Below are 26823 nucleotides of genomic sequence, written 5' to 3' on the forward strand. Positions count from 1 at the left end.
GAAACCATGGGGTCAGCGCGATTGCAGGAGCACGCACGGCATTGGGTACGGCGCGGCGTAGTCTTGGTGGACTGGCTGCTGCGCGCGATGTCCATCTACATCATTCCCATTGCCATGGCTGGCGTGGCCGTGTGGGCGCTGCTGTTCTGGCAGAGCAATTACCTGTCGGCCGGCGGCCACACCCTGATGATGCGCGTGCTGCCCCAGGCGGCGCCAGAGCTCACCTCCGAACAGGCACTGGCCGCGCTGGCGAACCGGCCGCTCAAATCCTTCCATGACACCAACCTGTCCGAGGAGCCGGTCTGGTTCCTGGTGGACCTGCCGGTCTCGATGGCGCAGCCGCCCTCGGTGCTGTTCCCTTCGCGCCACGCCGTCGAGATGGCCTGCTGGGATGGCAGGAGCCTGGTGTCGCTCGGCCAGGCCACACGCGAGCAGGCCAGCGGCAGCCTGATCCCCATGAAGGCCGGCTTCGGCCTGCCCGAGGCCAGTGCCGGCCAGCGCGTGCTGTGCCGTGCGGCCTTCGTCGGGCCGGCACGCCTGCAGGCCGACTGGTGGGCCCAGACCGACCTGCAGGCCTCGGTGCTCGAATTCCACCGCAATCTGGGTCTGCTCGAAGGCGGCCTGGTGGTGCTGGGCATGTTCGTGCTCATGACGGCGCTGATCAATCGCCAGTCGCTGTATGTGCTGTTCGCGGCCTGGCTGGTGGTCACGCTGCGCGTGGGGGCCATCTCTGCCGGTTGGGACGTGCAGTGGCTGGGCCACCTGGTGCCCACGCCCTGGCTGTTTCCGACCCGTGCGCTCACGGTGGCGATCTACGGCTTTCTCACCATCACGCTGTACAAGAACCTGTTCCAGGAAGACCTGGACCGCTCGCGCCTGGGCCCCTGGATCCGCGGTGCACAGTGGGCCTGCGTGCCGCTGCTGCTGGCCGCCGTGTTCCTGCCCTACGGCCTGTACCTGCCCATGATGTGGGTGTCCACGGGCGTGGGCCTCCTGCTGATGACGGTGAGCCTGGTGCGCATCGTCTTCAAGACCCGTTCGCGCGTGGCCCTGTGGTACGGCGCGTCGCTGGGGGTCACCTTCCTGTCGAGCTTTTCGGAGATCGTGGCGGCGGCTTATGGCATGAAGGTGCTGGTGGGCACCGTGAACCACGTCACGGCGGCCCTGTCGTCGAGCCTGCTGGCCGCGTTGGCGATTGCCGAGCAGATGCGCCAAGAGCACGTCAAGCGCCTGGAGGTGCAGGCCCAGTTGCAGCATGCCTACGAGGCCATGCCCATCGGCCTGTTCACGCTCGACCTGCAGGGCCGGTTCCTGAGTGCCAACCCTGCGCTGGTGGACATGCTGGGCGACGGCCTGCTGGACAACGGCGGGCGCACCTGGCGCGCGCAGTTCGGCGACGCGGCCTGGCTGCAGCTCGACCAGATGGTGCATGGCCAGGGCGAGACCGAAACCGAGTTTGCGGTGAGCGGGCGCGACGATGGGGAACTGACCCGGCGCTTCATGGTGCGTGCCACCCAGGCGCGCGGCCGCATCGAAGGCTCGCTGCAGGACGTGACCGAGAAATCGCGCGCCACTGAGAACCTGCGCGTGCTGGCCCACCACGACGCGCTCACGCGCGTGCTCAACCGCCGCGGCATCGAGCAGGTGCTCGAATCGGCGCTGGCCCAGCGCAACCAGGGCAAGCCGCTGGCGCTGGCCTACCTGGACCTGGACCGCTTCAAGCTCATCAACGACCTGTTCGGCCATGCGGCCGGTGACGACGTGCTGCAGCAGGTGTGCGCGCGCGTCTCGCAGATGCTGTCGGGCAACATGCAGATCGGGCGCGTGGGGGGCGACGAGTTCCTCATCGTCTTTCCGGACACCCACATCACGCTGGCCCGGCTCATCAGCCAGGGCATCGTCTCCAGCATCTGCACCAGCCCCTACCGGGTGGGAGCGCGCTCGTTCCACGTGCGCGGCTCCATCGGCCTCATCGAGGTGGCGCCGGGCAGCACCATCCGTGACGTGGTGTCCACCGCCGACCATGCCTGCCGCGACGCCAAGCGTGGCCTGCACCACGGCCTGGCGGTGTACGAGCGCGATGCGCCGGGCCTGATCGCCCACGAGACGGAGATGAAGCTGGTGGAGCGCCTGTCGTCCGACGAGCGCATCGAGGGCCTGTTCCTGGAGATGCAGCCCATCATGTCGCTCACGGCGCCGACGGAGTCGCTCAACTTCGAGGTGCTGCTGCGCATGCGCGACGCCAGCGGCGCGCTGGTGCCCACACCGCGGCTGATCGCCGCGGGCGAGCACAGCGGGCGCATGGGTGTCATCGACCGCTGGGTGCTGGGCACGGTGTTCGACTGGCTGGGCAAGCACCACGGGCAGCTCGGGCGCACCCAGTTCGTGTGCCTGAACCTGAGCGGGGCCTCGCTCAACGACGAGGCCTTCATCGACGACGTGTTCGCCCTGTTCGACGAGCACCCGCACCTGGCGAGCTGGCTGTGCCTGGAGATCACCGAAAGCGTGGCCCTGCACGACCTGGAGAACACGCGCCGCTTCATCAGCCAGGTGCGCTCCTATGGCGCCAAGGTGGCGCTCGACGACTTCGGCGCCGGCTACACCTCGTTCTCCTACCTGAAGGACCTGCCGTCCGACCTGCTCAAGATCGACGGCAACTTCATCGTCAACATGAACCGCCACCCGGCCAACGTGGCCATCGTCGAGGCCATCGTGAGCCTGGCGCGCAACCTGGGCATGAAGACCATTGCCGAGTGGGCCGAAGACCATGCCACGGTGCAGACCCTGGCCGAGATCGGCGTGGACTATGTGCAGGGCTTCGTCGTGGCGCGGCCCCAGTCGCCCGAGAAGCTGCTCGCCGCATCCTCCGCCGCCAGCTTCATCGAAGACCCGCAGCTCACGCAGTTCGTGCAGTTGCTGGGTGCCAGCGGACCGCCGTCAGGGCAGGCCGGGCTGTTCGGCGAGCGCCGCTCCGACGCGCACTGAAACCGGCCCAAACCCCTACTGTTCAGGGCACGATCAGCCGCGCCACATCGTGCGCCATGCCCGAGGGTTCGCGCACCAGGTGCTCCACCAGGCTGCGCCGGTCGGCCTCGGTGCGCTGCTGCGACAAAAAGCGCTTGCCCTGCAGTGCCGTGACCTCGATCTCGAACCCCACCAGGTGCCGGGCCGCGCCCTGCACGTAGTCGGGCGCCGCCAGTTCCAGCGACCAGGGCTCGCTGCGCCCGGCCTCCTGCGCGGCCGTCAGGGCTGCGAGGTGGGCCAGCACCCAGGCGGGGTTGCCGTCCACCCAGCGCAGGTGCCCGCGCGCCTGCACGGCCACGTAGTTCCAGCTCGGTGCCAGGCGCGCGCTGCGCTGGCCATTCACATACCAGCGCGGCGAGATGTAGGCGTTGGGGCCCTGGAACAGCACGAGCATGCTGCTGCCATCGGCCACATCCCGGCGCATTGGATGGTCGCGCACCACATGGCCCCGCAGGCAGGCCGGCGCAGCGTCCGGCTGGTGCAGCTCCAGGGGCAGCAGATGGACATCGGTTGCACCGGTGGCGCTGGTGGTGACCAGCGTGGCCAGGGGGTAGCTGGCCACCAAGTGGAGCAGCGTGGCCGGGTCGTTCTCGGCAAAAAGGGGCTGGGCGTGCATGGCCCCAGTGTCGGCCGGTGCGGTGTGTGCGTATTGAACGTTCCGGCCAATGGTTTCCTACTCCAGCACCAGCGTGCGCGCCAGGTGGCCGTACACCGTGGCCACGCGGCGCAGGTGGCGCGACTCGGGGTGGGTGAGCAGCCACAGCCCGGTCTCGCACTCGTCCAGTGACCCGGTCAGCGCCACCAGGCCGGGATGCGGCTGGGCCAGGAAGACCGGCAGCACGCCCACGCCCAGCCCCAGGGCCACCAGCTCCATCACGGTGAGGATGCTGCCCACGCGGTAGCGCGCCCCCGCCTTCGGAAAATGCCGCTTGCGCCACAGCACCGAGGGGTGCTCGGGCAGCGCATCGTCGGGCGCCACCCAGTCCTGGCCGGCCTGCACATCGGCCAGCTGTTGCACCGGGCCCTGGCGCGCGGCATACAGCGCCATGCGGATACGGCCCACCTGCCGGCCCACCAGGTGGGCCGGTGGGCGGCGCGTGGCGCGCACGGCGATGTCGGTGTCGCGCCGCGTCAGGCTGGCCAGGTCGTTGCCGGCATGCAGCTCGAACTGCAGCAGCGGGTGCTCCCCTTGCAGGCTCCGCAGCGCGGGTGCCACCAGGCCGTGCAGGATGGTGTCGGTGGTGGTGATGTGCACCGTGCCAGACACGCGCTCAGGCTGCTGCTGCGCCTGCGCGGCAGAGCGCGCCGATTCCAGCGCCGACTCCAGCTGCTCGGCATGCCCGGCCAGGGTCTGTGCCAGCTCCAGCGCCTGGTAGCCCGTGCGCGAGCGCGTGAACAGGGCTTGCCCCAGCCCGCGCTCGATGCGCTGTAGTGTGCGGAACACGGTGGACGGGTCCACCCCCAGGCGCTCGCCGGCGCCGGCCAGCGTGCCGGCACGTACCAGAGCCAGCACGTTCTCCAGGTCGCCGGCACCCAACTGGAAAGGGGCGGCTTGATATTGCGTTGTTGCAATCATGGTTTGCGGTGCTGCGTATTTTGATTTCGCTGACGCAATCATAGATTCAGAGCTCCCACCCCTCAAGGACCTCTGCCATGCCCCACGCGCTCACCCTCATCAGCCACCCCCTGTGCCCTTACGTCCAGCGGGCGGCCATCGCCCTGGCAGAAAAGGGCATCGCTTTCGAACGCATCGACATCGACCTGGCCGACAAGCCGGCCTGGTTTCTCCAGATCTCGCCGCTGGGCAAGACACCGGTGCTGCTGGTCGATGGCCAGCCGGTCTTCGAATCTGCCGTGGTCTGCGAGTACCTGGACGAGACATTCCTGCCCCGCCTGCACCCCGAGGACGCGCTGGCCCGTGCCCGGCACCGGGGCTGGATGGAGTTCGGCTCGGCCGTGCTCAACGCCATCGGTGCGCTCTACGGTGCCCCTGACGAAGCCGCTCTGGCGGTCCGTGCCGGGGACCTGCGGCGCCTGTTCGTGCAGGTCGAGGCACAGCTGTCGGATCGCGCCGAAGCGGGTCCTTACTTTGCCGGATCGGATTTCACGCTGGTCGATGCGGTCTTCGGCCCGGTGTTCCGCTATTTCGATGTATTCGACCGGATCGGCGACTTCGGCGTGTTCACCGGCCTGCCGCGCGTGGCGGCCTGGCGCACGGCGCTGGCGGCCCGGCCCTCGGTGGCTGGCGCCGTGGGTGCGGACTATGGGGACCGGCTGCGCGCCTTTCTGCACGCCCGGCAGGGTGCGCTGGCGGAGCGGGCGAGGGCTATGCCGCCACCGGCACCAGCTGCGGCAATGCCGGCGTAAAGCCGCCGAGCTTGCGAAACTGCCGCGTCATGTGCGCCTGGTCGGCATAGCCCGCCTCCTGTGCCAGGTGGGCCAGCGAAGGCAGGCGCCCCCCTTGCACCAGCGCCATGGCGCGTTGGAAGCGCAGGATGCCGGCCAGGCTGCGCAGCGGCAGGCCCACGGCGGCCAGCATGTCGCGGCGCAGCGTGCGCTCGGGCAGTGCCAGGGCGGTGCACAGCGCCTGAAGCGGGGCACCGGGGTGCTGGCGCAGCCAGCGCAGGGCCTGCAGGGCGCGGGCCTGGGAGGGGCCAGTGGCCGGGCCGGCTCGCCGCGCCAGGGCCGCCGCCGCGCCCGCCAGCGCATGCTGCAGGCCGTCCGCGCAGGTCGCGGCCAGCACCGGGGTGGCCAGGGGGCCGAGCGCCTGCTCTGCGGCGGGCCCGGTCAGCACCCGATTCACCAGCGCGGCCGGGTCGAGCCCCAGGCAGGCGCCACCCCAGCCCAGCTGGAAGCGCACGCCCACGCTGCAAACGGCGGCGCGGTGGGCCACGGTGCTGGGGCGGTCTGCGGGGCCGGCAATCGCCAGGCTGACGGCCACGATGCCGCCGCTGGCGTCCAGCACCGCGTGGGCCACCAGGTCCATGCGGCCATCGGGCAGCACGGCCTGCCGGCGCCCGGCCACCGGACCGTAGCGCCACAGCGCCTCGATCCGCTGGGGGTCCAGCGGGCCCAGCGGCAGTTCTTCGTAGGGCAGGGTTTGCGGCGCGGTCTGGCGCATGCCGGCGCGGACGACTACATTCCCAGCGACTTGAGCAGTTCGTCGGTGTCGGACCCGCCGCCGCTGTCCGCAGCGGGAGCCGGCGCCGGGGTGCTCTGTGCGCCCCGTTCGTTCTGGGACATCAGCGCGTCGGGATCCGGCGTGTCCTGGGCTTCGAAATCCACCATCTTGATGAATTCGGTGCGGTCGATGGCCAGCTCCAGGTAGAAGATGTTGTTGCTGGCGGTGTAGAAGGTCACGCGCCGCGCCTCGGGCTTGTCCAGGTTGGCGTCCACGCTGAGCATCACCTGCTTGTTGAGCACCAGCATCTTGGGCTGGTTCTGCGTGATGTGGGTCTGCAGCTCGCGCCGCACCTTGCCGGTGAAGTCGCCCACCACCTGGTTCATGAGCTCGCCCATCACGTTGGACACCTCGTCGGAGGTATAGGACGAGACCAGGTCATCCTTGGACATGCCCATGTTCAACAGGTAGCTCGAATACAGCTCCATGGCGGCCTGGGCCGAGAAGTTGATGATCACCAGGCCCGAGAAGCCGCCGTCGAACAGCACGAAGCAGCCGATGTCGGGTTTCAGGCAGGTCTTGCTGATGCGCTGCACCATCCCTGAATAGTGGATCTGGCTGTGGGTGGCCACATTGAGCACGCGGGTGACCGAGTTGCACAGGCTGATCAGCAGGTCTTCGGTGCCGTAGATGACGGAGGTTTCGGTGTGGCTCATGGTATTCGCGGGGTTGCTACTCGACAAAAAGGGTGCTGTACAGAGCATAGGCGAAGCCGCCGCCGTCGGCCAGCGTGCTTTCCTGCCACTGTGGCCTGCTTCGGGTTGACAATCAAGCGGCAAGGCGTATCGTGCCAGCCAACCAATACAACAGGGAGGAATCCAATGGCGGCTGCAGTGTTTACCTATGGGCTGGGCGATCTGGAGGCTGTCGCGGCGGGCGCCGCGATACTGGCCAGTGGCGGCGGTGGCAGTTACAACGATGCCTGCACCATCCTGCAGCAACTGGCGCAGCAGGGCAGCTTCACGCCGGTCACCGTCAAGGACTACGACGGCGCCACCGCTTCCTGCGTGCTGGCCATCATGGGATCGCCCGACGCCGCCGACGGGCTGACCCTCGCGGCCATCCAGAACTCCATCACCAACACCTCACAGGTGTTCGAGCAGGCCACCGGGGCGCCGCTGGGCTGCGTGATCCCGGTCGAGATTGGCCCCATCAACTCCCTGGTGCCACTGATCGGGGCCGGCATGTCCCGCGGCACGATCTACGTGGTCAACGGCGACGGCGCCGGCCGCGCCGTGCCCGAACTGCCGCAGACCACCTTCACCGGCAGCGCGCAGCTGGCGCCATGCCCTTGCGCGCTGGCCAGCGACGCCCCCCCTTCGCCGCTGGTCGAATCGGCCGTGCTGGGCGCGCCCACCGCGGACAAGGTGGAAACCCTGGCGGGCGGCGTGGTCGGCGGCTTCGGGGGGTACTCGGGCATCGCCATGTGGCCATCGAACCAGGGCAACGGCTACGCGCTGTCGGGCAACTACATTCCCGGCACGCTGGAGCAGGCGCGCCAACTGGGGTTTTCGCTGCTGCAGGCAGCCAGCCCGCCGTCCACGGCGTCTGTGGCGGCCAACATCACCCAGCTGACCGGCCGGCCGGCCCAGGCGGTGCTGACCAACTTCTACATCACGGCGGTCACCCAGTCCACCTCCAGCGCGTCCTCGCTCGATTCCGGCATCATCCGCCTGGACAATGCACAGGACCCGTCGCAGAGTACCGAGACCCATTACCTGTACAACCTGAACGAGAACCTCATCATGTATGGTACGGCGAGCACCTCGCCCGACATCATCGCGCCCGACTCGATCTGCTACTACTCCGAGAGCACGGGCCGGGGCTTCTCCAATGCCAGCGATGACCTGGCCCTCTACTTCGACACCGCCACGGGCAAGAGCACCGGCCGGCAGGTCAGCATCATCCAGGTGCAGACCGCCCCCCAGCTGTACAACACGCCGGGCGTGGTGGCTTCGTTTGCGGGGCTGCTGCGCAACATCGGCTACGCCGGTGCCATGCCCTCGGCCTGAGTGGATGGGCCACCATGGGTGAAGCGGACCTGAACCGAGAGCGGCTCGAGCTGGCACTGGAAGCGGCCGGCCTGGACCTGTGGGAGAACGATCTGCTCACCGGCAACGTCACCCGCAAGGCCACCAAGACTTTCCTGGAGCTGGGTTTTACCGAGGAAGAGATCGTCTCGGGCCTGCAGGACGTCTACGGTCTGTTCCATCCCGACGACCTGGCGACGGTGCAGACGGCCGTTGCCGACCACATGTCGGGTGTCACGCCGCAGTACCGCTGCGAGTTCCGGCTGCGCGCCAAGAGCGGCGAATGGGTCTGGTACGCCAACTACGGTCGCATCATGGACGGTCACACCGACACACCGGGCAAGCGCCTGATCGGGGTGACCTTCAACATCGATGACCGCAAGCGCAAGGAAGACGAGATCGCCCAGATCAACCGCCAGCTGCGCGAGCAGAACGCCTTGCTGCAGCAGCTGAACACGGCGCTGGAGCAACTGGCCGCATGCGATTCGCTGACCGGCCTGTCCAACCGGCGCACGCTGATGGACCTGGGCGCCCGTGAATGCCTGCGCACCGGGCAACTGGGCCAGCCGCTGTCGCTGATGGTGGTGGACATCGACCATTTCAAGGCCGTCAACGACGCCTGGGGCCACCTGGCCGGTGACCGGGTGATCTGCGCCGTGGCCCAGGCCTGCCTGGCGCGCTCGCGCACGGCGGTGGACATCGTGGCCCGCTTCGGCGGCGAGGAGTTCGTCATCGTGCTGCCGGGCATCGACGCACCCAGCGCGCTGCGCCTGGCCGAGTCGTTGCGCACGGGCGTGTCGGACCACAACGTGCTGGTCGATGGTGACGGCGCCTGCGTCACCGTCACCGTGAGCATCGGCGTGGCCACCCTGTACGACGTGCGGGGCGCCAGCTTCGAAGAGCTGGTCAACACCGCCGACAAGGCCCTGTACCGGGCCAAGCAGGCTGGGCGCAACAATGTCCAGTCGGCCGTGGCTGCAGAGTCCGAGGCCCGTGCCGGGGCCCACATGCTGCTCGACCCGGCGCAGATCCAGGGCAGCGCACTGGCCAGTTGAGCGCGGGGGGTCAGCCGCTACTCTTGCCCGCGGCCTGGTGGATGGCCGCGCGGATGCGCGGGTAGGTGCCGCAGCGGCAGGCATTGCCCGCCATGGCGGCGTCGATGTCGGCATCGGTGGGCCGCGCGGTCTTGGTGAGCAGGGCGCAGGCCGACATCAGCTGGCCGCTCTGGCAGTAGCCGCACTGGGCCACGTCCAGCATGGTCCAGGCATTGCGCAAGGCCTCGGCCTGTGGCCCCGCCAGGCCTTCGATGGTGGTGATGTCTGCGTCGCCCACGGCCGACAGGGGCGTGATGCAGGCGCGCGTGGGCTCGCCGTTCAGGTGCACGGTGCAGGCGCCGCACAGCGCCATGCCGCAGCCGAACTTGGTGCCGTTCATGTGCAGTTCGCCGCGCAGCACCCACAGCAGGGGGGTGTCCGCCTCGGCGTTCACGGAAATGGCCTTGCCGTTGATGCGAAGGGTGGTGGGCATGGAAGAGGCTCCAGGATGGTTCAGGCCACGCGCAGGGGCAGGCTGCGCAGGCGCTGGCCGTTCAGCGCGAAGAGGGCGTTGGCCACGGCCGGGGCAATCGGGGGCACGCCCGGTTCGCCCACACCTTCGGGTGGCTCGGTGCTGGGGATGATGTGGACCTCGATGCGCGGGCAATCGGCCATGCGCAGCAGCGGGTAGTCGTGGAAGTTGGCCTGCTGCACCTGGCCCTTGTCCACGGTGACCTCGCCATGCAGCGCCGCCGTGAGGCCGAAGACCACGGCGCTCTCCATCTGCTGGGTGATGAGGTTGGGGTTGATGGCCGCGCCGCAGTCGATCACGCAGACCACGCGGTGCACGCGGATGGCCTTGCTGTCCGCCGCCACCGAGACCTCGGCCACCTGCGCGACGATGGAGCCGAAGGACTGGTGCAGCGCGATGCCCCGGGCACGCTTCGCACCCGATGCATCGGCTGCCAGCGGCTGGCCCCAGCCCGCCAGCTCGGCCGCCTTCTTCAGCACCTGCAGATGGCGCGGGTGCTTTTGCAGCAGGCCGGCGCGAAAGGCCACCGGGTCCTGCCCGGCCGCGGCCGCCGCCTCGTCCATGAAGCTTTCCTTGAAGAAGGCCTGGTGCGAATGCCCGACCGAGCGCCAGAAGCCCACAGGCAGCGGCAGCGTGACGATCTCGTGGGCAATGCGCGCGTGGGGCCACTCGTAGGGCTGGTCGAAAGCACCTTCCGACGTGGTCTTGTCCGGCCCGGCACCGGGCAGTCCGAAGATGCGCCCGAGCACCTGCGGCACGATGGCCTGGCCCACCGAGAGGTTGTCCCAGGCCACCAGCTTGCCCTCGCCATCGAAGCCCGCCTTGAAGCGCGCCATGCAGGCAGGGCGGTAGAAGTCGTGCTGCGTGTCCTGCTCGCGCGTCCACAGCGTCTGCACCGGCGCACCACCGGCCGCGCGGGCGATGGCGGCGGCCTGGGCCACGTAGTCCACCTCCAGCCGGCGGCCGAAGCCGCCGCCCAGCAGCAGTTGCTGCACATCCACCTTGTCCTCGGCGATGCCCAGCACCTTGGCTGCCGCCGCGCGCGCCAGGTCGGGCACCTGGGTGGAGGTCCACACCGTGGCCGCCCCGTCCTTGAACTGCACCGTGCAGTTGATGGGCTCCAGCGCCGCATGCGCGAGGTAGGGCGCGCGGTAGTCGGCCGTGATGGTGCGCGCCGCAGCCTGCATGGCCGCTTCGGCATCGCCGCTCTGGTGGTAGCCAAAGCCCTTGGCCTGGTCCAGCGCCTGGGCCAGTTGCGTATACACCGCCGCACTCGACAGGGCGGCCGCCGGGCCATGGTCCCATTCCACCGTGACGGCGGCTGCGGCCTTGCGCGCATGCCAGGGCGTGTCGGCGATCACGGCCACCGCGCCGGTGCCGCCGTTCAGGGCATCCACGGTCAGCACCTTCTTCACGCCGGGCAGCTTTTCGGCGGCGGCGCCGTCCATGCGCGCCACTTTGCCGCCGCGCGTGGGGCACATCACCACGGCGGCGTGCAGCAGGCCGGGCGGATTCGCGTCGATGCCGAACACGGCCGTGCCGTCGAGCTTGCTGCGCGCCTCGATGCGTGTGAGCGGCTTGCCGATCAATCGGAACTGTGCCGCCTCCTTGAGCGCCACTTTGCCGGGCAGCGGCTGCTGCGCCGCCAGGGCCGCCAGCTCGCCGAAGCTGGCGCGCTGGCCTGCGGCATGTTCCACCACACCGGCCTGCACGCTGCATTCGGTGGCCCGCACGTTCCACTGCGCGGCTGCCGCGCGCACCAGCATGGCCCGGGCGCTCGCGCCGGCCTCGCGCATGGGTTGCCACAGGTCCTTGATGCTGGACGAGCCGCCCGTCATCATCACGCCCACCTCGCGCATGGTCTTGGCCGTGAGCCAGCCGGCCACAGCCTTGATGGAGCCGTCGTTGTCGGGGTGGAAAGGCAGGCCGTCGACCACCGTGGCCAGGTTGTTGTAGATGTCGTCGATGGGCGCCATCTCCAGCCGCACCTGGGGCCAGTCGGCGTCGAGCTCCTCGGCGAGGATGGCGGCCAGGCCGGTGTGCGTGCCCTGGCCCATCTCGGCCTTGGCCATCATCACCGTGACGGTGTTGTCCGCGCCGATCTTGAGCCAGCCATTGAGCGCGGCCTGCCCGCCCGCCGTGGGCAGCGGCGCGCCCGTGCGCAGGCGCTGGCGCGGGGGCAGGGCCCCCCAGCCAATCACCAGCGCGCCCGCTGTGGCCGCCCCGGCCCAGAGCACTGTGCGTCGTTTCACCATGGTTGTTGCCTGCCTCTCGTGGGAACCGTCTTTCAACCATCGTAAACCCAGGGCCGGGGCGGTGGGCAACGCCTAGGCGACACAAACCGCAAATCGCCCCCTGTCGGGGCTTTTTTGCTGCGCTCAGCGCGCTGGCCAGGCGGCAAAGGCGGGCATTTGCTCTGCTTGCCCGGCATGGGCGGCCAGCGCCGGGTGGTGCGCCGTTTTCACCACCTGGGCCACCATCATCTGCATGAAGTCCCACGCCACCGCGATGGTGATGCCTGCATCGCCGATCTCCCTGGCAGGGGCGGGCAGGGGCTCGCGTGCCAGTTCGTCCTCCAGCAGGGTGCATGCGGCCAGCAACTGGCCTGTCACGCGGTCCAGCCAGGGCGCGTGCAGCTTGTCGGCGGGCCGCAGCTGGTGTTCGTAGACGATCTGCACGGCCTTCTCGCAGGCCGCCAGCGCCAGGCCGGTCAGGCGCAGTTCGCGCTGCAGTGCCGGGCCCCCTGCGGGCTGCAGCCGGCGCCGGGACTGGGTGGCCGCCCATTGCAGGATCAGCGTCGAGTCCATGAGCATGCCACCATCGTCGCAGACCAGGGTGGGCGCCTTGACCACCGGGTTGATGCGGCCGAAGGCCTCGAAGGTGCTGAACACCGAGAGCGGCCGGTGCGTGAACGGCACATCAAGCACCGTGAGCGCGATGGCGACGCGGCGGACAAAGGGGGAGTCGAGCATTCCAACCAGCTGCATGGGCGTGTTTTCCTCTGAGCGCGGCCACCATTGGCCGCAGGACTTGCACGGTATGCGCCCTTGCGCGGCGCGGGAAGGGCCGGCCATCGGAATAATTGCTGCCAAACCGATGGATGATCGGCCACCCCGCAACCCCGTTCGACACGCAGCACCATGGAACTCGACAAGAAGGACTGGCTCATCCTCGAAGCCCTGCAGGCCGATGCCCGCCAAAGCCTGGCGGCCCTGGGCAAGCGCATCGGCCTGTCGCAGCCCGCCATGAGCGAGCGCGTGCGCAAGCTCGAGGACGCGGGCGTCATCGAAGGCTATGGCGCCCGCGTCAGCCTGCGCGCCATCGGCGTGCGGCTGCAGGCCCTCATCCGCATCCAGACCACGCATGCCGGCATCGCGCCCTACCTGAAGCTGTTCGCGGCCATGCCCGAGGTGCTGGAGGCCGACCGTGTCACGGGCGAGGACTGCTTCATCGTGCGCTGCGCCATCGCCGAGCCCGAAGACCTGCAGCGCGTGGTGGATGCGCTGGCGCAGCACGGCGGTGTCACCACCTCGTTGGTGCTGTCCAGCCCGGTGCGCAAGACCACTACCGTGCACGCGCTGCAGCGGCCCGTGCGCTGAGCGGCGGCGTATGCCAATGCTGCCTTTTCAGCTATCGTTTCAGTAGCTTCAAGTGCCCGCCCAGCAAGGGGCGGGTAGTGCTCGGAATCCCTCTTGTAACCGGCCGTGTACGCCACCCGGCGTATTCCCGATCCAGAGGGCAGTCTCCAGAATCCACTCCATCGACCGAACCGGTGCCCGATCAGGCGCCATCGGGCGAAGCGGTTTGATGAACCACCACCCCTTCCTCTGGAGAAGCACACATGCAACGTCGTTATTCCCTCAAGGCCCTTGCGGCCGTCGCTACGCTCGCTGGCCTGTCTGCGCTGCCAGCCCATGCGCAGGACACCATCAAGGTCGGCATCCTGCACAGCCTCTCGGGCACCATGGCGATTTCGGAAACCGTGTTGAAAGACACCGTGCTGATGGCCATCGACGAGATCAACGCCAAGGGCGGTGTCCTGGGCAAGAAGCTCGAACCCGTGGTGGTGGACCCTGCCTCCAACTGGCCCCTGTTCGCCGAAAAGACCAAGCAGCTGCTGGGCCAGGACAAGGTTTCGGTGATCTTCGGCTGCTGGACCTCGGTGAGCCGCAAGTCCGTGCTGCCCGTGGTCGAGGAAATGAACGGCCTGCTGTTCTACCCCGTGCAGTACGAGGGTGAGGAACTCTCCAAGAACGTGTTCTACACCGGCGCCGCGCCCAACCAGCAGGCCATCCCCGCGGTGGACTACCTGATGAGCAAGGACGGCGGCAGCGCCAAGCGCTGGGTGCTGCTGGGCACCGACTATGTGTACCCCCGCACCACCAACAAGATCCTGCGCGCCTACCTCAAGTCCAAGGGCGTGAAGGACAGCGACATCGACGAGAAGTACACCCCCTTCGGCCATTCCGACTACCAGACCATCGTCGCCGACATCAAGAAGTTCAGCCAGGGCGGCAAGACGGCCGTGGTCTCCACCATCAACGGCGACTCCAACGTGCCCTTCTACAAGGAACTGGGCAACGCCGGCCTGAAGGCCAAGGACGTGCCGGTTGTCGCCTTCTCCGTGGGCGAGGAAGAACTGCGCGGCGTGGACACCAAGCCGCTGGTGGGCCACCTGGCTGCCTGGAACTACTTCCAGTCCATCAAGAGCCCGGCCAACACCGAGTTCATCAAGAAGTGGGGCGACTACGCCAAGGCCAAGGGCATTGCCGGCCACAAGGACAAGCCGCTCACCAACGACCCGATGGAAGCCACCTACATCGGCATCAACATGTGGAAGCAGGCCGTCGAGAAGGCCAAGAGCACCGATGTGGACAAGGTGATCGCCGCCATGGCCGGCCAGACCTTCAAGGCACCGTCGGGCATCGTCTCCAAGATGGACGAGAAGAACCACCACTTGCACAAGAGCGTGTTCATCGGCGAGATCAAGGCCGACGGCCAGTTCAACGTGGTGTGGAAGACGCCTGGCCCGGTCAAGGCCAAGCCATGGAGCCCGTACATCGAAGGCAACGACAAGAAGAAGGACGAGCCGGACGGCAAGAGCAAGCTCTGATCCCTGTCGGTTCCGGGAGGCGCAGCGCGCCTCCCTTCTTTCCCCCTCGCTTCCGTGGCCTGCCCGGGAGGAGGGGCGACGCCAGCGCACCGCCGCATTCCCCTGACGCCACTGGCCGCTATGCTTTCATCCCTCATTCCCCGCCTGTTTGCCTGCCTGCTGCTGTGTGCGGCCGCGCAGGCGCACGCGCTCACGGCCGAGTCCGCGCGCGCCATGGCGGCCGGCGACACCGATGAGCGCATCGCCGCGCTGCAGGCCGCCATCGCCACGCCCGACGAGGCCACCATCGCCTTCATCCGCGCCATGGGCGACGACGCGGTGAAGATCGCCGGCGACAAGGCCATCGTCATCAAGGACGACAAGGGCATCGACCCCGTGACCGGCGCCGAGGTGCCCGTGCCCGACGACGCCGAGGACATCGTCAACAACAACCGCATGCGCGGCGAGTTCGACACCACGCTCGCCTCGCTGCAGCTCATGTCCGCCGACATCGCGCAGCGCCGCAAGGCCGTCGACGCCCTGCGCGAAGAAACCGACGAAGCCCGCCTGCCCCTGATCGAAAAGGCACTGGCCGCCGAGCAGGACGCCGGCCTCAAGGTGCGCCTGGAAGGTATCCGCGCACGCATCCTCATCAGCAGCAGCGACGCTGCCAAACGCCTGGAGGCCACCCAACTGCTGGCTGCCAGCGCCAACCCCGCCACGCGCACCGTGCTGCTGGAGCAGCTGCGCAGCGAGGAGGATCCAAAGGTGAAGGCCGCCCTGCAGACCGCCCTCAAGGCGGTGGAAGAGCGCCTGCAATGGGGCGATCGCCTGGCCGCCATGTTCTCGGGCATCAGCCTGGGTTCCATCCTGCTGCTGGTGGCGCTGGGCCTGGCCATCACCTACGGCCTCATGGGCGTGATCAACATGGCCCATGGCGAGCTGATGATGATCGGCGCCTACGCCACCTATGTGATGCAGGGCGTGTTCCAGCGCTACTTTCCCGGCGCGTTCGACTGGTACCTGGTGGCGGCTGTGCCCGCCGCCTTCCTGGCTTCGGCGCTCATGGGCGCGGTGCTCGAGCGTGGCGTGATCCGCTTCCTCTACGGCCGCCCGCTGGAGACGCTGCTGGCCACGTGGGGCATCAGCCTCATGCTGCAGCAGCTGGTGCGCAGCGTGTTCGGCGCGCAGAACGTGGGCGTGGAGAACCCCTCGTGGATGAGCGGCGGCGTGCAGCTCATGGAGAACCTGCAACTGCCCTGGAACCGGGTGATCATCGTCGCCTTCGCGCTGGCGGTGCTCGGGGGCGTGGCCTTCCTCATCAGCCGCACACGCCTGGGCCTGTTCGTGCGCGGCGTCACGCAGAACCGCCCCATCGCCTCGTGCATGGGCGTGAACACCGCCCGCGTGGACACGTACGCCTTCGCGCTGGGCTCGGGCATCGCCGGGCTGGCGGGCTGTGCCCTCAGCCAGGTGGGCAATGTGGGCCCCGACCTGGGCCAGGGCTACATCGTCGATTCGTTCATGGTGGTGGTGCTCGGCGGCGTGGGCCAGCTGGCCGGCACCGTGTATGCCGCGCTCGGCCTGGGCGTGCTCAACAAGTTCCTCGAAGGCTGGACGGGCGCCGTGCTGGCCAAGATCGCCGTGCTGGTGCTCATCATCATCTTCATCCAGAAGCGGCCGCAGGGCATCTTCGCGGTCAAAGGGCGTACCGCTGACTGAGCGGATCGAGACAGAACATGACGACGACTACGCCTTCCTCCCACTCCCCCATCCAACTGCCCGCACCGGCGCCGCTGCTCACACGCAGCGGCTGGTCGGCCTTCATCGTGGCGCTCATCGTGGTGTGCGCCGTGGCACCTGTGCTCAACCTGTGGGTGCCAGCCGGCAGCCCGCTGCACCTGTCCGACTACGCCGTGGCCCTGCTCGGCAAGATCATGTGCTACGCCATCTGCGCGCTGGCCATGGACCTGATCTGGGGCTACACCGGCATCCTGAGCCTGGGCCATGGTCTGTTCTTCGCGCTCGGCGGCTACGTGATGGGCATGTACCTCATGCGCCAGATCGGCCGCGACGGCAACTACAAGAGCGACCTGCCCGACTTCATGGTCTTCCTCGACTGGAAGGAGCTGCCCTGGCACTGGATGCTGTCCGACAGCTTCGTCGCCACTCTCATCCTGGTGGTGGCCGTGCCCGGCATCGTGGCCTTCGTGTTCGGCTACTTCGCCTTCCGCTCGCGCATCAAGGGGGTGTACTTTTCCATCATCACCCAGGCCATGACGTACGCGGCCATGCTGCTGTTCTTCCGCAACGAGACGGGCTTTGGCGGCAACAACGGCTTCACCGACTTCAAACGCATCCTGGGCCAGCCCATCGCCACGCAGAACATGCGCATGCTGCTGTTCGTGCTCACGGGCGTGGCGCTGCTCGGCTTCTTCCTGCTGGCGCGCTGGCTGGTGCGCAGCAAGTTCGGCCGCGTGCTGCAGGCCGTGCGCGACGCCGAGACGCGTGTCATGTTCTCGGGTTACTCGCCGCTGCCCTACAAGCTCACCATCTGGACCATCAGCGCCATGATGTGCGGCGTGGCCGGCGCGCTCTACGTGCCCCAGGTCGGCATCATCAACCCCGGCGAGATGAGTGCCGCCAACTCCATCGAGATCGCTGTCTGGGCGGCCGTGGGCGGCCGCGCCACGCTGATCGGACCCATCGTGGGCGCCTTCATCGTCAACGGCGCCAAGAGCTGGCTCACCGTGACGGCGCCCGAGTTCTGGCTGTACTTCCTGGGAGCGCTGTTCATCGCAGTCACGCTGTTCCTGCCCAATGGCGTGGTGGGCCTGGTCAAGAAATTCAGCCGCAGTGGCGATGACAAGAACGACAAGAAGGGAGGCACGCAATGACCCCGGACCTGATGGAAGAGGGCGCCCGGCGCGTCGAGCGCCACGCCGCCCCTGTGGTTCAGGGCCAGACCGAGTCGGGCGGCCGCGCGGCTGGCTTCTCGCGCGTGGCCACGCCCGGCGAGGTGGACGTGGCGCACGGCCGCATCCTGTACCTCGAAGACGTGAACGTGAGCTTCGACGGCTTCAAGGCCATCAACAACCTGAGCCTCGATATTGCCCCCGGCGAGCTGCGCTGCATCATCGGCCCCAACGGAGCGGGCAAAACGACGATGATGGACATCATCACCGGCAAGACACGCCCCGACAGCGGCACGGTGTTCTTCGGCAGCACCATTGACCTCTTGCGCCACAACGAGCCCGAGATCGCCAGCCTGGGCATCGGCCGCAAGTTCCAGAAGCCCACGGTGTTCGAGCAGCTCACGGTGTTCGAGAACCTGGAGCTCGCCCTCAAGACCCACAAGGGCGTGAAGTCCAGCATGTTCTTCCGCCTGGACTCGGCCCAATCCGACCGTTTGGCCGAGGTGCTGCACACGATTCACCTGGCGGGCAGCGTGTCGCGCATGGCGGGCAACCTGAGCCATGGGCAAAAGCAGTGGCTGGAGATCGGCATGCTGCTGATGCAGGACCCGAAGTTGTTGCTGCTCGACGAGCCCGTTGCGGGGATGACGGATGATGAGACGGCGCGGACTGCGGAGCTGTTTTTGACTTTGAAGGGCAAGCACTCCCTCATGGTGGTGGAGCACGACATGGGGTTCATTCGCACGATCTCGGAGATCGTGACTGTCTTGTGCGATGGGGCTGTTCTGGCGCAGGGGACCTTGGACCAGGTGCAGGCGGATGAGCGGGTGATTGAGGTTTATTTGGGGCGGTAATGGTTTGCTGCTCTTCGTTCTTCGGTGCTTTGTTTGAGGGCGGAGGCCGGGATGTGCGCCCGGCGGCGCACCTACTTTCTTTTGCGTCGCCAAAAGAAAGTAGGGGCGGTCTCAAGTCCCAAGTGCAACACTCCCTTGCCCTGAGGAGAAGCACTGAATGACAACCGAATACGCGCACCTGAGTGCAGAAGAGCGCGGAGCCATCATGGGCATGAAGCAGCAAGGCTGCAGCACCAGGCTGATTGGGCGCACGCTCAAGCGTGCACCCAGCACCGTCAGTCGAGAACTGGCTCGCAACGGCTGGCGCCGCTCCAGCCAGGAAGTGCACATAGGTCGTCCATTGGTTGCTGGCGGCTACAACGCCGCTGAGGCGGGTAAGCGCGCTCGCAGAGTGCGCCGCGCTGCCAGACAGCCACGCAAGCTGCGCAATGGCAGCGCCTTGTGGTGCCGAGTGCGAGGCATGCTCGATCAGCTGTGGTCGCCCCAGCAGATCGCCGCTATCCTCAAGCGAGACTACCCAGGACAACCTACCTTGCAAGCCTCGCACGAGACCATCTACACAGCCATCTATGCCAGGCCCAAGGGAGAGCTTCGCAAGGAGCTGACCTCGCTGCTGCGCCAAAGCCGGGGCGCACGCAAACCCAATGGCAGGGGTGAGGGTCGACGCGGAATATTGTCTGACATGCTCAGCATCCACGTCCGCCCGCCTGAGGTCAATGACCGGCTGGTACCCGGGCATTGGGAAGGCGATCTCATCAAGGGAGCTGCCAACCGATCTTCCGTGGGCACGCTGGTGTGCCGCAAGACGCTCTTCGTGATGGTCGTCAAAGTCGATGGTGCCACCGCCCTGGACGTGTTCAGAGGCTTTGAGGCGGCCTTCGGTCCGCTGGATGCGGCGCTGCGCCAGACTCTGACCTACGACCAAGGCAAAGAGATGGCGCTGCACAAGAAGCTGGCCGAGAGCACGGGACTGAAGATCTACTTTGCGGACCCGCACAGCCCCTGGCAACGGGGACGCAACGAAAACATCAATGGCTTGATCAGGCAGTACCTGCCCAAGGGAGTGGACCTGAGCGCTTACTCGCAGCGCCAGCTTGATCAGATCGCCTGGAGCTTGAACACACGACCACGCGCCACGTTGAACTTCAGAACGCCTGCAGAGGTGTTCTTTGAAGATTGCGTGAAACACAATGCCCAGATCCCACCCGGTGTTGCACTTGATGCTTGAGACCGCCCCTTCTTTCTTTTGGCGACGCAAAAGAAAGAAGGTGCGCCGCCGGGCGCACATCCCGGCCTCCGCCCTCAACCACACATCAGAAGCCACCACCCCAACCATTTCAAATGGCAGCCCAACAGCACCCATCATTTCAGCCCAGACACAAACTGCATAAACAGGTGTTACAGGATGGCGAGACACTGTGCACACGGTCACCCAGACAGCCCGCCACTCCAATGCAACGCGGTTCGGGTGAGTGGTTTTCTTTTTCAACCAGAACCTCCAAGCCCATGAACAACGCCCTGTACCACGACGACGACACTGCCCACCACCATGGGCTCCAGCACGACCTCAAGACCCTGACGCGCCAGGCCGCCACGCGCCGCAATGCACTGCGCTGGCTGGCCGTGGGCAGCATGGCGCCGCTGTCCCTGCTCTCGGGCAACAGCATGGCCGACACGGCCAGCGACACCAGCACCGTGCTCAACTGGGCACAGGCCACCTACCCGCAGTGGTTCCCCGCCAGCTCGGCCGTGGCGCAGAGCAACGCCAACTTCATCTTCCGCTTCTACCCCACCACCGACAACTACCTGGGCGTGAGCCTGCAGGACGCGAACCTGTACGCCTATGGCCGCGAGACCGGCTATGCCTTCCTGAACCTCGGCCCGCTCTCGCACTGGGTGAGCCTGGCCGCGGGCGGGGCCACCAGCCAGACCTGCAGCATCATCCCGCAGGAGACGGCCGGCCCCTACCCCGGTGATGGAACCAACAGCAACCAGTCGGGCGTGGCCAATGCGCTCACGCTCTCGGGCATCGTGCGCAGCGACATCCGCGCCAGCATCGGCGGCGCCACCGGCATTGCGGCCGGGATCCCCTTGCGCGTGGAGCTGGAGCTGGTCAACATCGCGTCGAGCTGCACCAGCCTGTCGGGCTACGCCATCTACCTGTGGCACTGCACACGCGACGGCCTGTACTCCATGTACTCGAACGGCGTCACCGCCGAAAACTACCTGCGCGGCGTGCAGGAGACCAGCGCCTCGGGCATTGCGACCTTCCAGTCCATCTTCCCGGGCTGCTATTCGGGCCGCATGCCGCACATCCATTTCGAGGTGTACCGCAACCTGGCCAGTGCCACGCGCGGCTCCAACGCCATCCGCACCTCGCAGATGGCCTTCCCCACGGCGGTGTGCCAGCAGGTCTACACCACCGACGGCTACAGCGCGAGCGTGCGCAACCTCTCGCAGATCAGCTTTGCCACGGACAACGTGTTCAGCGACGGCGTCTCGCTGCAGACCGCCACGGTGACGGGTGACAACACCAGCGGCTACGTGGCCAAGCTGCGCGTCGGCGTGAGCGGCTGATCCCCGCCCCCCCTTTCCTGCATTCCCTCCCTTGGGTGCTTCCGGCTGGCCGGGGCACCCTTTTTTTCGAGCCCCGCGGGAGCGCACCGCCACCGCGTCCGCACTACAGCCAGGCCACCCCTCGACCTACAGCCGGTCGGCCGGCATGCGCCCAGAATATGCCCACGACACCGGGAGACTTCCATGAGCGCGATTCCACCCAAGGACACCTACCAGCTGGTCTTCGACCGCCTCACCGAGCAGGACTCGACCACCGCAGAGCGCACGGCGCGGTTGCTGGCCCAGGTCATCGACCACCTGGAGCAGCGCCGGGAGCTGGACCGCCAGGAAATCGAGGAAATGGTCCACAAGCTCGGCTGAAGTGAAACACCCCCTGAGTCGCTTCGCGCCTTCACCCCTCTCTCGCCTCGCTGTGCGAGTCGGGAGGGGGACGCCCCCAGCGCAAGCGCTGGATACGCTGCCTTCGCAGCGGGGCGGCCCTTGCGCGGGGGCACTGGCCTCGAACACGCCAGTTTCAAGCGTCGCGGGCGGCGCACAGCGCAATGGACAACTGATACGCCTGTCCCCGTGCATGCGGGTATCCATGCGCGGCCAATGCCTTTGGTGCAGAAGGGCCAAAGACCGGTTCAGTAGCATGTCCACTCACCTGTACAAGGACTCGACCTACCCATGAATGCTTCGCTTCGCACCACCTCGGCCGTCATCGCCCTGGCCATGGCCGCCCTGACCGTTCCTACGCTCGTGCAGGCCAAGCGCATGGGTGGCAGCAGCAAGCCTGCTGCTGCCCGCCCAGCACCTGCACCAGCGGCCGCAACCGCCGCGCCGAAGGCGCCGGCAACGCCAGCCACCCCGGCAGCCACACCAGCCGCTGCGGCCCCAGCGGCGGCGGCAGCCCCCGCTGCAGCAGCGGCACCCGCAGCGCGTCCCGGCATCGGTTCCACCCTGGGTGCTGCTGCCATCGGGGGGGTGGCCGGTGCCATGGTCGGCAGTGCCATCGCCAGCCCCAGCGCGGACAAGGACGCCAAGAACAAGGAAGCCAAGCTCAAGGAAGCCGAAGCCGCCGACAAGGAAGCCAACGAACTGCAGCGCAAAGCCGATGAAGCCAAGGCCAAGGCCGAGGCAGCACGTACCGCAGCCAAGTAACCCCATAGGCCCGCTACAGCGGGCCCGCCATGCGGCTACTCCAGCGCCCTTGAGGCGCCCAGCGCAAACACGGAGTTGGGAACCCCTTCCCTGGGCAACTGCGGGCGAGGCTTCACGCGCTTGGCGGAGCTGTTTTTCTCTGCGGCAATGTGCACGCGCTCGATGGGCGCCTGCTGGCTCACCAGCTCGGCCACGGACACCGATGCCAGGTACTCCATCACCGAGTGGTTGAAGGCGGCCCAGAGGTCCGCCGTCATTGCGCCCTGCGAGCTGCTCATGGCATCGCCCAGCCTGCCGGCACCACCCGGCTTGCCGACCTCCGAGGCCAGCACGATGTCGGCCACCGAGATATCGCGCGCGCCCCGGGCCAGGGTGTAGCCGCCGCCCGGGCCCCGCGTGCTGATCACCAGCCCCGCCTGGCGCAACCCACTGAAAAGCACCTCCAGGTAGGACACGGAAATCTCGTACCGCTCGCTCAGGGCAGACAGCGCCACCGGGCTGCCCACGGAGCGGGACGCCAGATCCACAATGGCGACGACGGCAAATTTGCTACGGGTGGTCAGGCGCATGGGCGGCTCCGGAAATGGGGTTGGGGGTGCTCCGCGAGCACCCGGTGGTTGTTCTTGTTCATGGTGGTTCTTCTTTCAGGCATCGGCGCAGCCCTTTTGCACCACCCTCAGCAGCAGTTGCATCCAGCCGGCATGGCCCCAGTCCAGCGCCTCCAGCACGGAGGCTGCAGGCGCCTGTCCGCGGGCCAGGTCCACGTCGAACGTGCCGTCGGCCTTGTCGGCCGCCACCCGGACGGCGGCGCCCAGCAGCGGGATCGCGAGCGGCGGCCGGGGTCCGTCCGGACCATCGGCATCGATGCGCAGCACACACCCGGGCAGCAGCCCGTAGCTCCAGCGGCGCTCGGGATGGGCCTCGGCCCCCAGCGTGTTCATGTGCGCCAGGCGCTGGGCCTGGGTCATGCCGAAGGGGTCCGACAGCGGCGCATCCTGCTGGGGGTAGCCGTCGATGCAGGCGGCGCCCAAGGCGATGGCCGCCGCCGCAAACGCGAAGCGCCAGCGCTGCCAGACGGCGAGCGGCCTGTATGTCAGCCAGGAGGCTTCGGTCACGAGTGCATCCCAGGTGGATGGACAGACCCCGGGGAGGGAGGATGGTCGATTTCCATGGTGAATCTCAGGGGCCAGGCCAGCGCTCCGATACTGGCAGCGCATGGGGACCGGCGGCGGTTCAATCAATGCAATGGGAGGCTCGCGCAGCGGCCATGTGCGCGCGGCTGAAGGCTGCCAGGAAGGTCAGCAGCCAACGAGGGAGAACCGCTTCGCAAGCGAAGCGAGGGGGAGCCGGCCGCTGGCCGGCTGCTCAGGCGAGGATGCCTGGGGCCTTTGGTGGTTTGTGCGGCGGCGCAAGTGCCACGGAGGGCGTGCGCACCTGGGCGAGCGGGATCAGGCCCCTGGCCGCTGCGGCGCCGGTACCGGCCAGCGCCATGGGCTGCAGCAGGTCCGGAAAGTCCTGCCGGTCATCGAGCAGGGCATGGTCGTCCGCATCGGAATTGGCGCCAGGGACTTCGTGCCCCGGTGCGGTCTGGCTCAGCACCGCCAGGTCCTGTTGCGGCTCGAACGATGGGAGGGGTTTGCTGGAGCCGACGACGGAAATCCCCACGCACAGCAGAAAGTGCAGAAGGAAGACGGCGACAAGGCTCCGGAACATGGTGGCCAATTATAGGCAGCACGGCGGGCCTCCCGGGCCCGCCATGGATTCACATTGCCATCGGCAATGACCGAGATCAAGGAAGCACTTCGAACACCAGGTACTGATTGCGGTCGGTGGTCGAGTCGGCTGTCGGGAAGTTGTCGTCGGCCACCACCACCAGCGAGTCGCGGCCGTTGGCCAGTTTGGGGCCGAAGGTGATGCCCTCCAGGTTGGCAATGCCGCCGAGCTGGGCCTTCAAGGTCTCGAAGTCGAGCACAAGGCGCTTGGTGACGGGCGTGTAGCTGGCGCCGGCCAGGGCAGACGTGGCCAGCACATTGGTGGCATTGGCGGTGGTGATCTCGTACAGGCGCGCCTGGTTGCCCACCACGCCCACCGAGAAGCTGCGCTCCAGCACCAGGAAGCGCGTGGCACTCAGGGCCAGGATTTCGGTGGCGCCGCTGACCGTGAACTGGTCCGCAGGCACCGGCACGGCCTGCACCTTGTCCACGGGGTAGGCGTACTGCGCCACGGCGGCACCGGTGCTGCGGTCGAACATCGTGATGCGCGAGACGCTGCCGGCGGTGGTGGTCGATGCCGGGCCATCCTGCAGCAGTGCGCCTTCCATCAGCACGGCGGCGCGGCTGTTGTCGGGCGTGAAGGCGATGCCTTCGAAGGCCAGGTTGCCGCGCGGGCCGGTGTTGTCGGCCGACATGCGGAACATCGCGGGGATCTGGTACTCGCGCACATGGGTGCCGTCCGGGCGGATCTCGCGGATGAAGGGGTCGATGATGCGCGCGGCGGTCGTGCCCGAGGCCAGCGTACGGTCGCCCTCGCTGACCCAGACATAGTTGCCCGTGGCGCGGTCGATGCGCACCGATTCGGGGTCGGCCACCAGCGGATCGGGCACCTTGGGGTACACCGCACCATTGGGCTGCTTCATGCTGAAGGTCGACAGGAACTGCACACCGCTGAAGCTGCTGGTGTCGTAGTTCAGGCGCACGGTGTACATGCGCGGCGCATTGGCCGAGTCGGTCGTGGTGCGGTCGTCCGACAGCAGGATGAACTGGTTGCTCTTCTCGTCGTAGTTGATGCCCGAGATGCCGCCCACCACCGTACCCTGGTACTCCATGCGGCGTGGCAATACCTGCTGGCCGATGAGGCGCAGCGAGCCGACCGAGCGCTCGCCATTGTTGTCATCGCTGCCGCCACATGCGGCGAGCAGTGCGGTGGCGGCGCACACGGCGCCCATGGTCCAGATGCTGCGAAGAATGGCTGTCATTGTGGTTTTCCCCTCGTGAGTAAAGCGGGGGAGTCTAGGGAGCGCATGTGACAGAACGGAGACCGGCCCGTGGCGCGAGATGCAGGCACCCGGATGCCGCAAGGCACGCAACTGATGGTAAATTTTCTGGCTATTTCCAAGGACACCTTGTGCCGCTGTTGAAACTTTCGTGCGCCAACTGCTCTGCCCCCCTGCAAATCGGAGAGGACCTGGAACGCTTTGCCTGCAGCTACTGTGGGACCGAGCAGATCGTGGAGCGCTCCGGAGGCATCGTCTGGTTGCGAAAGGTGGAGACCGCAATCAAGGCCGTGCAACGGGGCACCGACCGAACAGCGGCAGAGCTCGCCCTGGTGCGGCTGGACCGTGAACTCGGCGAAGCCCAGGCGGGCAGGGCTGCGTTGATCCACACGGCGAACGCGCAGTTTGCAAAAGCCAACGCCCACCGCAGCAGCATTGCTTCGATCGCGTTCCTGGCTGCAGCATTGCTGTTTCCCATGGTCGTTGGCCTTTTCGGCAGGCACATCAGGGAGGGTGAATCCTTGTTCGTCTGGGCCATGGTCAGTCTGGGCACGCCCCTGGCCGTCTATTATTCGATCAAGGCGCCCACCCGCGTCGACATCCAACAGCCCTTGGCGGAAATCGATGCCCGAATCGCCCAGATTGAGGAAGACATCGGTTTGAGCCGTGCCGTTCTGGATGCTCCGCAGACCTGACGGTGGCGCAGCACGGCCGACATGGTTGACCGCCTTCTACCTCGCATCCAGGCCCGCCTCGCGCGGGCCTTTTTACGCCCGGTTGCAACCCGGAGATAGAATCCGCCTTCGCTAGGGGTGTCGGCCTGCGCAAGCAGCTCCGACTGAGAGAGTCCCTTTGAACCTGATTGAGATCATCCTCGCGCAGGGAAGCAGTCCGCATACGCCATAACCTGGCGCTCCGCTCCCTGTGCACCGGGGCTGGTGCGTTGGGGTCCAGCCAGTACGCTGCCGACCCTGCTCTGTCGTCCATTGATTGAACGGAGAGCCCAACCGCCATGTCAGCCCATCTTCCCGCAAGCACCGCCGCGCCCGCCAACGAGGCGCTGGCGCCGGTCAGCCCCGACCGCCGCGTCTTCCAGTGGCATGACCATGCCTCGCTCTGGTTCAGCCTGGGCGTGGGCCTCTTGGTCATGCAGGTGGGCAGCTACCTCATGCCGGCGCTGGGCACCAAGGAGGCGCTGATCGCCATCGTCGCCGGCTCCATCGTGGGTGCGGGCCTGCTCGGCTGGGTGGCCAAGCTGGGCTGCGACAGCGGGCTGGCGAGCGCGGGTCTGATGCATGCGGTCTATGGCCGCACCTTTGCCAGCCTGCCCATCATTCTCAACATCGTGCAGCTCGTGGGCTGGGGCACGTTCGAGCTGGTGGTGATGGGCGAGGCCACGGTCGCCATCGGCCGCCAGTCGGGCAGCATGGCAGGCAGCCAGTGGCCGGG

26 protein-coding genes and 1 riboswitch are annotated in these 26823 nt (G+C 67.4%); of the genes, 15 read left to right on the plus strand and 11 right to left on the minus strand.

From position 1 onward, the window contains the following. The first annotated feature begins 66 nt into the window (after window positions 1–66). Window positions 67–2985 (plus strand): EAL domain-containing protein, encoded by a 2919-nt coding sequence (locus PMI14_RS14770; RefSeq protein ID WP_238541844.1) that lies wholly within the window; start codon window positions 67–69, stop codon window positions 2983–2985. A 22-nt stretch (window positions 2986–3007) separates the two neighbouring features. Here PMI14_RS14770 and PMI14_RS14775 read toward each other — a convergent pair whose 3' ends face one another. Together PMI14_RS14775 and PMI14_RS14780 are read right to left on the minus strand one after the other, a co-directional pair. Further along, window positions 3008–3640: an FMN-binding negative transcriptional regulator gene (locus tag PMI14_RS14775; RefSeq protein ID WP_007855641.1), complete on the minus strand. Its 633-nt coding sequence runs from the start codon at window positions 3638–3640 to the stop codon at window positions 3008–3010. A 57-nt stretch (window positions 3641–3697) separates the two neighbouring features. Continuing rightward, window positions 3698–4600: a LysR family transcriptional regulator gene (locus tag PMI14_RS14780; protein WP_007855642.1), complete on the minus strand. Its 903-nt coding sequence runs from the start codon at window positions 4598–4600 to the stop codon at window positions 3698–3700. A 77-nt stretch (window positions 4601–4677) separates the two neighbouring features. On the opposite strand from PMI14_RS14780, the gene PMI14_RS14785 reads away from it, so the two are divergent. Then, window positions 4678–5391 (plus strand): glutathione S-transferase family protein, encoded by a 714-nt coding sequence (locus tag PMI14_RS14785; protein WP_007855643.1) that lies wholly within the window; start codon window positions 4678–4680, stop codon window positions 5389–5391. Here the strand turns inward: PMI14_RS14785 and PMI14_RS33575 are convergent. Next, window positions 5351–6145, minus strand: a complete 795-nt coding sequence (locus PMI14_RS33575) for an AraC family transcriptional regulator (RefSeq protein WP_007855644.1) — start codon at window positions 6143–6145, stop codon at window positions 5351–5353. The genes PMI14_RS14785 and PMI14_RS33575 overlap by 41 nt on opposite strands. A gap of 14 nt (window positions 6146–6159) precedes the next feature. Then, window positions 6160–6861, minus strand: a complete 702-nt coding sequence (locus tag PMI14_RS14795) for a DUF3334 family protein (RefSeq protein ID WP_007855645.1) — start codon at window positions 6859–6861, stop codon at window positions 6160–6162. A gap of 165 nt (window positions 6862–7026) precedes the next feature. Here PMI14_RS14795 and PMI14_RS14800 point away from each other — a divergent pair, with 165 nt between their 5' ends. Next, the gene (locus PMI14_RS14800) at window positions 7027–8217 is read left to right on the plus strand and encodes a DUF917 family protein (protein ID WP_007855646.1); all 1191 of its coding nucleotides are present in this window, start codon (window positions 7027–7029) and stop codon (window positions 8215–8217) included. Between the two features lie 14 nt (window positions 8218–8231). Next, a complete protein-coding gene (locus tag PMI14_RS14805; protein WP_007855647.1) occupies window positions 8232–9290 on the plus strand; it encodes a sensor domain-containing diguanylate cyclase in 1059 nt (352 codons plus the stop codon). 10 nt (window positions 9291–9300) lie between these two features. Here PMI14_RS14805 and PMI14_RS14810 read toward each other — a convergent pair whose 3' ends face one another. From PMI14_RS14810 to PMI14_RS14820, 3 genes are all read right to left on the minus strand, one after another. Then, a complete protein-coding gene (locus PMI14_RS14810; RefSeq protein ID WP_007855648.1) occupies window positions 9301–9762 on the minus strand; it encodes a (2Fe-2S)-binding protein in 462 nt (153 codons plus the stop codon). Window positions 9763–9782: 20 nt separating this feature from the next. Beyond that, entirely contained in the window at window positions 9783–12056 is a 2274-nt protein-coding gene (locus PMI14_RS14815; protein WP_007855650.1) for a xanthine dehydrogenase family protein molybdopterin-binding subunit, read from the minus strand. Between the two features lie 123 nt (window positions 12057–12179). Further along, the gene (locus PMI14_RS14820; protein WP_007855652.1) at window positions 12180–12788 is read right to left on the minus strand and encodes a glutathione S-transferase; all 609 of its coding nucleotides are present in this window, start codon (window positions 12786–12788) and stop codon (window positions 12180–12182) included. Window positions 12789–12941: 153 nt separating this feature from the next. Between PMI14_RS14820 and PMI14_RS14825 the strand changes: the two genes are divergently transcribed. The 9 genes from PMI14_RS14825 to PMI14_RS14860 all read left to right on the plus strand — a co-directional run bounded on the left by PMI14_RS14825 (window position 12942) and on the right by PMI14_RS14860 (window position 22382). Beyond that, the gene (locus PMI14_RS14825; protein ID WP_007855654.1) at window positions 12942–13400 is read left to right on the plus strand and encodes an Lrp/AsnC family transcriptional regulator; all 459 of its coding nucleotides are present in this window, start codon (window positions 12942–12944) and stop codon (window positions 13398–13400) included. Between the two features lie 242 nt (window positions 13401–13642). Next, the gene (gene urtA, locus PMI14_RS14830; RefSeq protein ID WP_007855656.1) at window positions 13643–14914 is read left to right on the plus strand and encodes an urea ABC transporter substrate-binding protein; all 1272 of its coding nucleotides are present in this window, start codon (window positions 13643–13645) and stop codon (window positions 14912–14914) included. Window positions 14915–15034: 120 nt separating this feature from the next. Next, window positions 15035–16615 (plus strand): urea ABC transporter permease subunit UrtB, encoded by a 1581-nt coding sequence (gene urtB, locus PMI14_RS14835; RefSeq protein WP_007855658.1) that lies wholly within the window; start codon window positions 15035–15037, stop codon window positions 16613–16615. A 17-nt stretch (window positions 16616–16632) separates the two neighbouring features. Then, window positions 16633–17790: an urea ABC transporter permease subunit UrtC gene (urtC, locus tag PMI14_RS14840; RefSeq protein WP_007855660.1), complete on the plus strand. Its 1158-nt coding sequence runs from the start codon at window positions 16633–16635 to the stop codon at window positions 17788–17790. Then, window positions 17787–18662, plus strand: a complete 876-nt coding sequence (gene urtD, locus PMI14_RS14845; protein ID WP_007855662.1) for an urea ABC transporter ATP-binding protein UrtD — start codon at window positions 17787–17789, stop codon at window positions 18660–18662. The genes urtC and urtD overlap by 4 nt, the downstream gene beginning before the upstream one ends. Before the next feature lie 157 nt (window positions 18663–18819). Continuing rightward, the gene (locus PMI14_RS14850; protein ID WP_007855673.1) at window positions 18820–19890 is read left to right on the plus strand and encodes an IS30 family transposase; all 1071 of its coding nucleotides are present in this window, start codon (window positions 18820–18822) and stop codon (window positions 19888–19890) included. A 278-nt stretch (window positions 19891–20168) separates the two neighbouring features. Further along, window positions 20169–21239 (plus strand): hypothetical protein, encoded by a 1071-nt coding sequence (locus tag PMI14_RS35420; RefSeq protein ID WP_007855675.1) that lies wholly within the window; start codon window positions 20169–20171, stop codon window positions 21237–21239. Window positions 21240–21422: 183 nt separating this feature from the next. Continuing rightward, entirely contained in the window at window positions 21423–21599 is a 177-nt protein-coding gene (locus PMI14_RS34900) for a hypothetical protein (RefSeq protein ID WP_007855676.1), read from the plus strand. Window positions 21600–21908: 309 nt separating this feature from the next. Further along, the gene (locus PMI14_RS14860; protein ID WP_035203882.1) at window positions 21909–22382 is read left to right on the plus strand and encodes a hypothetical protein; all 474 of its coding nucleotides are present in this window, start codon (window positions 21909–21911) and stop codon (window positions 22380–22382) included. 35 nt (window positions 22383–22417) lie between these two features. On the opposite strand, the gene PMI14_RS14865 is transcribed toward PMI14_RS14860, so the two are convergent. The 4 genes from PMI14_RS14865 to PMI14_RS14880 all read right to left on the minus strand — a co-directional run bounded on the left by PMI14_RS14865 (window position 22418) and on the right by PMI14_RS14880 (window position 25356). After that, complete coding sequence (locus PMI14_RS14865; RefSeq protein WP_007855678.1) at window positions 22418–22951, minus strand: Rrf2 family transcriptional regulator; 534 nt, start codon at window positions 22949–22951, stop codon at window positions 22418–22420. 75 nt (window positions 22952–23026) lie between these two features. Next, the gene (locus PMI14_RS14870; RefSeq protein WP_238541845.1) at window positions 23027–23497 is read right to left on the minus strand and encodes a hypothetical protein; all 471 of its coding nucleotides are present in this window, start codon (window positions 23495–23497) and stop codon (window positions 23027–23029) included. A 250-nt stretch (window positions 23498–23747) separates the two neighbouring features. After that, a complete protein-coding gene (locus PMI14_RS14875; protein WP_007855680.1) occupies window positions 23748–24095 on the minus strand; it encodes a hypothetical protein in 348 nt (115 codons plus the stop codon). Window positions 24096–24171: 76 nt separating this feature from the next. Then, window positions 24172–25356, minus strand: coding sequence for an esterase-like activity of phytase family protein (locus PMI14_RS14880; protein ID WP_007855681.1), 1185 nt, complete (start codon window positions 25354–25356; stop codon window positions 24172–24174). Between the two features lie 149 nt (window positions 25357–25505). On the opposite strand from PMI14_RS14880, the gene PMI14_RS14885 reads away from it, so the two are divergent. Continuing rightward, on the plus strand, window positions 25506–26069 hold the full coding sequence (locus tag PMI14_RS14885) for a hypothetical protein (protein WP_007855682.1): 564 nt from the start codon (window positions 25506–25508) through the stop codon (window positions 26067–26069). Window positions 26070–26172: 103 nt separating this feature from the next. Then, a riboswitch (TPP riboswitch) is annotated at window positions 26173–26276 on the plus strand. A 110-nt stretch (window positions 26277–26386) separates the two neighbouring features. Further along, on the plus strand, window positions 26387–26823 hold a 437-nt coding region (locus PMI14_RS14890; RefSeq protein WP_007855683.1), incomplete at its 3' end, for a cytosine permease.

It is taken from the genome of Acidovorax sp. CF316, from assembly GCF_000276605.1.
In the GTDB taxonomy this organism is placed as follows: Bacteria; Pseudomonadota; Gammaproteobacteria; order Burkholderiales; family Burkholderiaceae_C; genus Acidovorax.

Bases quoted from the DNA above. Each gene is read 5' to 3' on its own strand.
- PMI14_RS14775 (WP_007855641.1), bottom strand. From the start codon at position 3,640: ATGCACGCCCAGCCCCTTTTTGCCGAGAACGACCCGGCCACGCTGCTC.
- PMI14_RS14780 (WP_007855642.1), bottom strand. From the start codon at position 4,600: ATGATTGCAACAACGCAATATCAAGCCGCCCCTTTCCAGTTGGGTGCC.
- PMI14_RS14785 (WP_007855643.1), top strand. From the start codon at position 4,678: ATGCCCCACGCGCTCACCCTCATCAGCCACCCCCTGTGCCCTTACGTC.
- PMI14_RS33575 (WP_007855644.1), bottom strand. From the start codon at position 6,145: ATGCGCCAGACCGCGCCGCAAACCCTGCCCTACGAAGAACTGCCGCTG.
- PMI14_RS14795 (WP_007855645.1), bottom strand. From the start codon at position 6,861: ATGAGCCACACCGAAACCTCCGTCATCTACGGCACCGAAGACCTGCTG.
- PMI14_RS14800 (WP_007855646.1), top strand. From the start codon at position 7,027: ATGGCGGCTGCAGTGTTTACCTATGGGCTGGGCGATCTGGAGGCTGTC.
- PMI14_RS14805 (WP_007855647.1), top strand. From the start codon at position 8,232: ATGGGTGAAGCGGACCTGAACCGAGAGCGGCTCGAGCTGGCACTGGAA.
- PMI14_RS14810 (WP_007855648.1), bottom strand. From the start codon at position 9,762: ATGCCCACCACCCTTCGCATCAACGGCAAGGCCATTTCCGTGAACGCC.
- PMI14_RS14815 (WP_007855650.1), bottom strand. From the start codon at position 12,056: ATGGTGAAACGACGCACAGTGCTCTGGGCCGGGGCGGCCACAGCGGGC.
- PMI14_RS14820 (WP_007855652.1), bottom strand. From the start codon at position 12,788: ATGCAGCTGGTTGGAATGCTCGACTCCCCCTTTGTCCGCCGCGTCGCC.
- PMI14_RS14825 (WP_007855654.1), top strand. From the start codon at position 12,942: ATGGAACTCGACAAGAAGGACTGGCTCATCCTCGAAGCCCTGCAGGCC.
- urtA (WP_007855656.1), top strand. From the start codon at position 13,643: ATGCAACGTCGTTATTCCCTCAAGGCCCTTGCGGCCGTCGCTACGCTC.
- urtB (WP_007855658.1), top strand. From the start codon at position 15,035: ATGCTTTCATCCCTCATTCCCCGCCTGTTTGCCTGCCTGCTGCTGTGT.
- urtC (WP_007855660.1), top strand. From the start codon at position 16,633: ATGACGACGACTACGCCTTCCTCCCACTCCCCCATCCAACTGCCCGCA.
- urtD (WP_007855662.1), top strand. From the start codon at position 17,787: ATGACCCCGGACCTGATGGAAGAGGGCGCCCGGCGCGTCGAGCGCCAC.
- PMI14_RS14850 (WP_007855673.1), top strand. From the start codon at position 18,820: ATGACAACCGAATACGCGCACCTGAGTGCAGAAGAGCGCGGAGCCATC.
- PMI14_RS35420 (WP_007855675.1), top strand. From the start codon at position 20,169: ATGAACAACGCCCTGTACCACGACGACGACACTGCCCACCACCATGGG.
- PMI14_RS34900 (WP_007855676.1), top strand. From the start codon at position 21,423: ATGAGCGCGATTCCACCCAAGGACACCTACCAGCTGGTCTTCGACCGC.
- PMI14_RS14860 (WP_035203882.1), top strand. From the start codon at position 21,909: ATGAATGCTTCGCTTCGCACCACCTCGGCCGTCATCGCCCTGGCCATG.
- PMI14_RS14865 (WP_007855678.1), bottom strand. From the start codon at position 22,951: ATGCGCCTGACCACCCGTAGCAAATTTGCCGTCGTCGCCATTGTGGAT.
- PMI14_RS14875 (WP_007855680.1), bottom strand. From the start codon at position 24,095: ATGTTCCGGAGCCTTGTCGCCGTCTTCCTTCTGCACTTTCTGCTGTGC.
- PMI14_RS14880 (WP_007855681.1), bottom strand. From the start codon at position 25,356: ATGACAGCCATTCTTCGCAGCATCTGGACCATGGGCGCCGTGTGCGCC.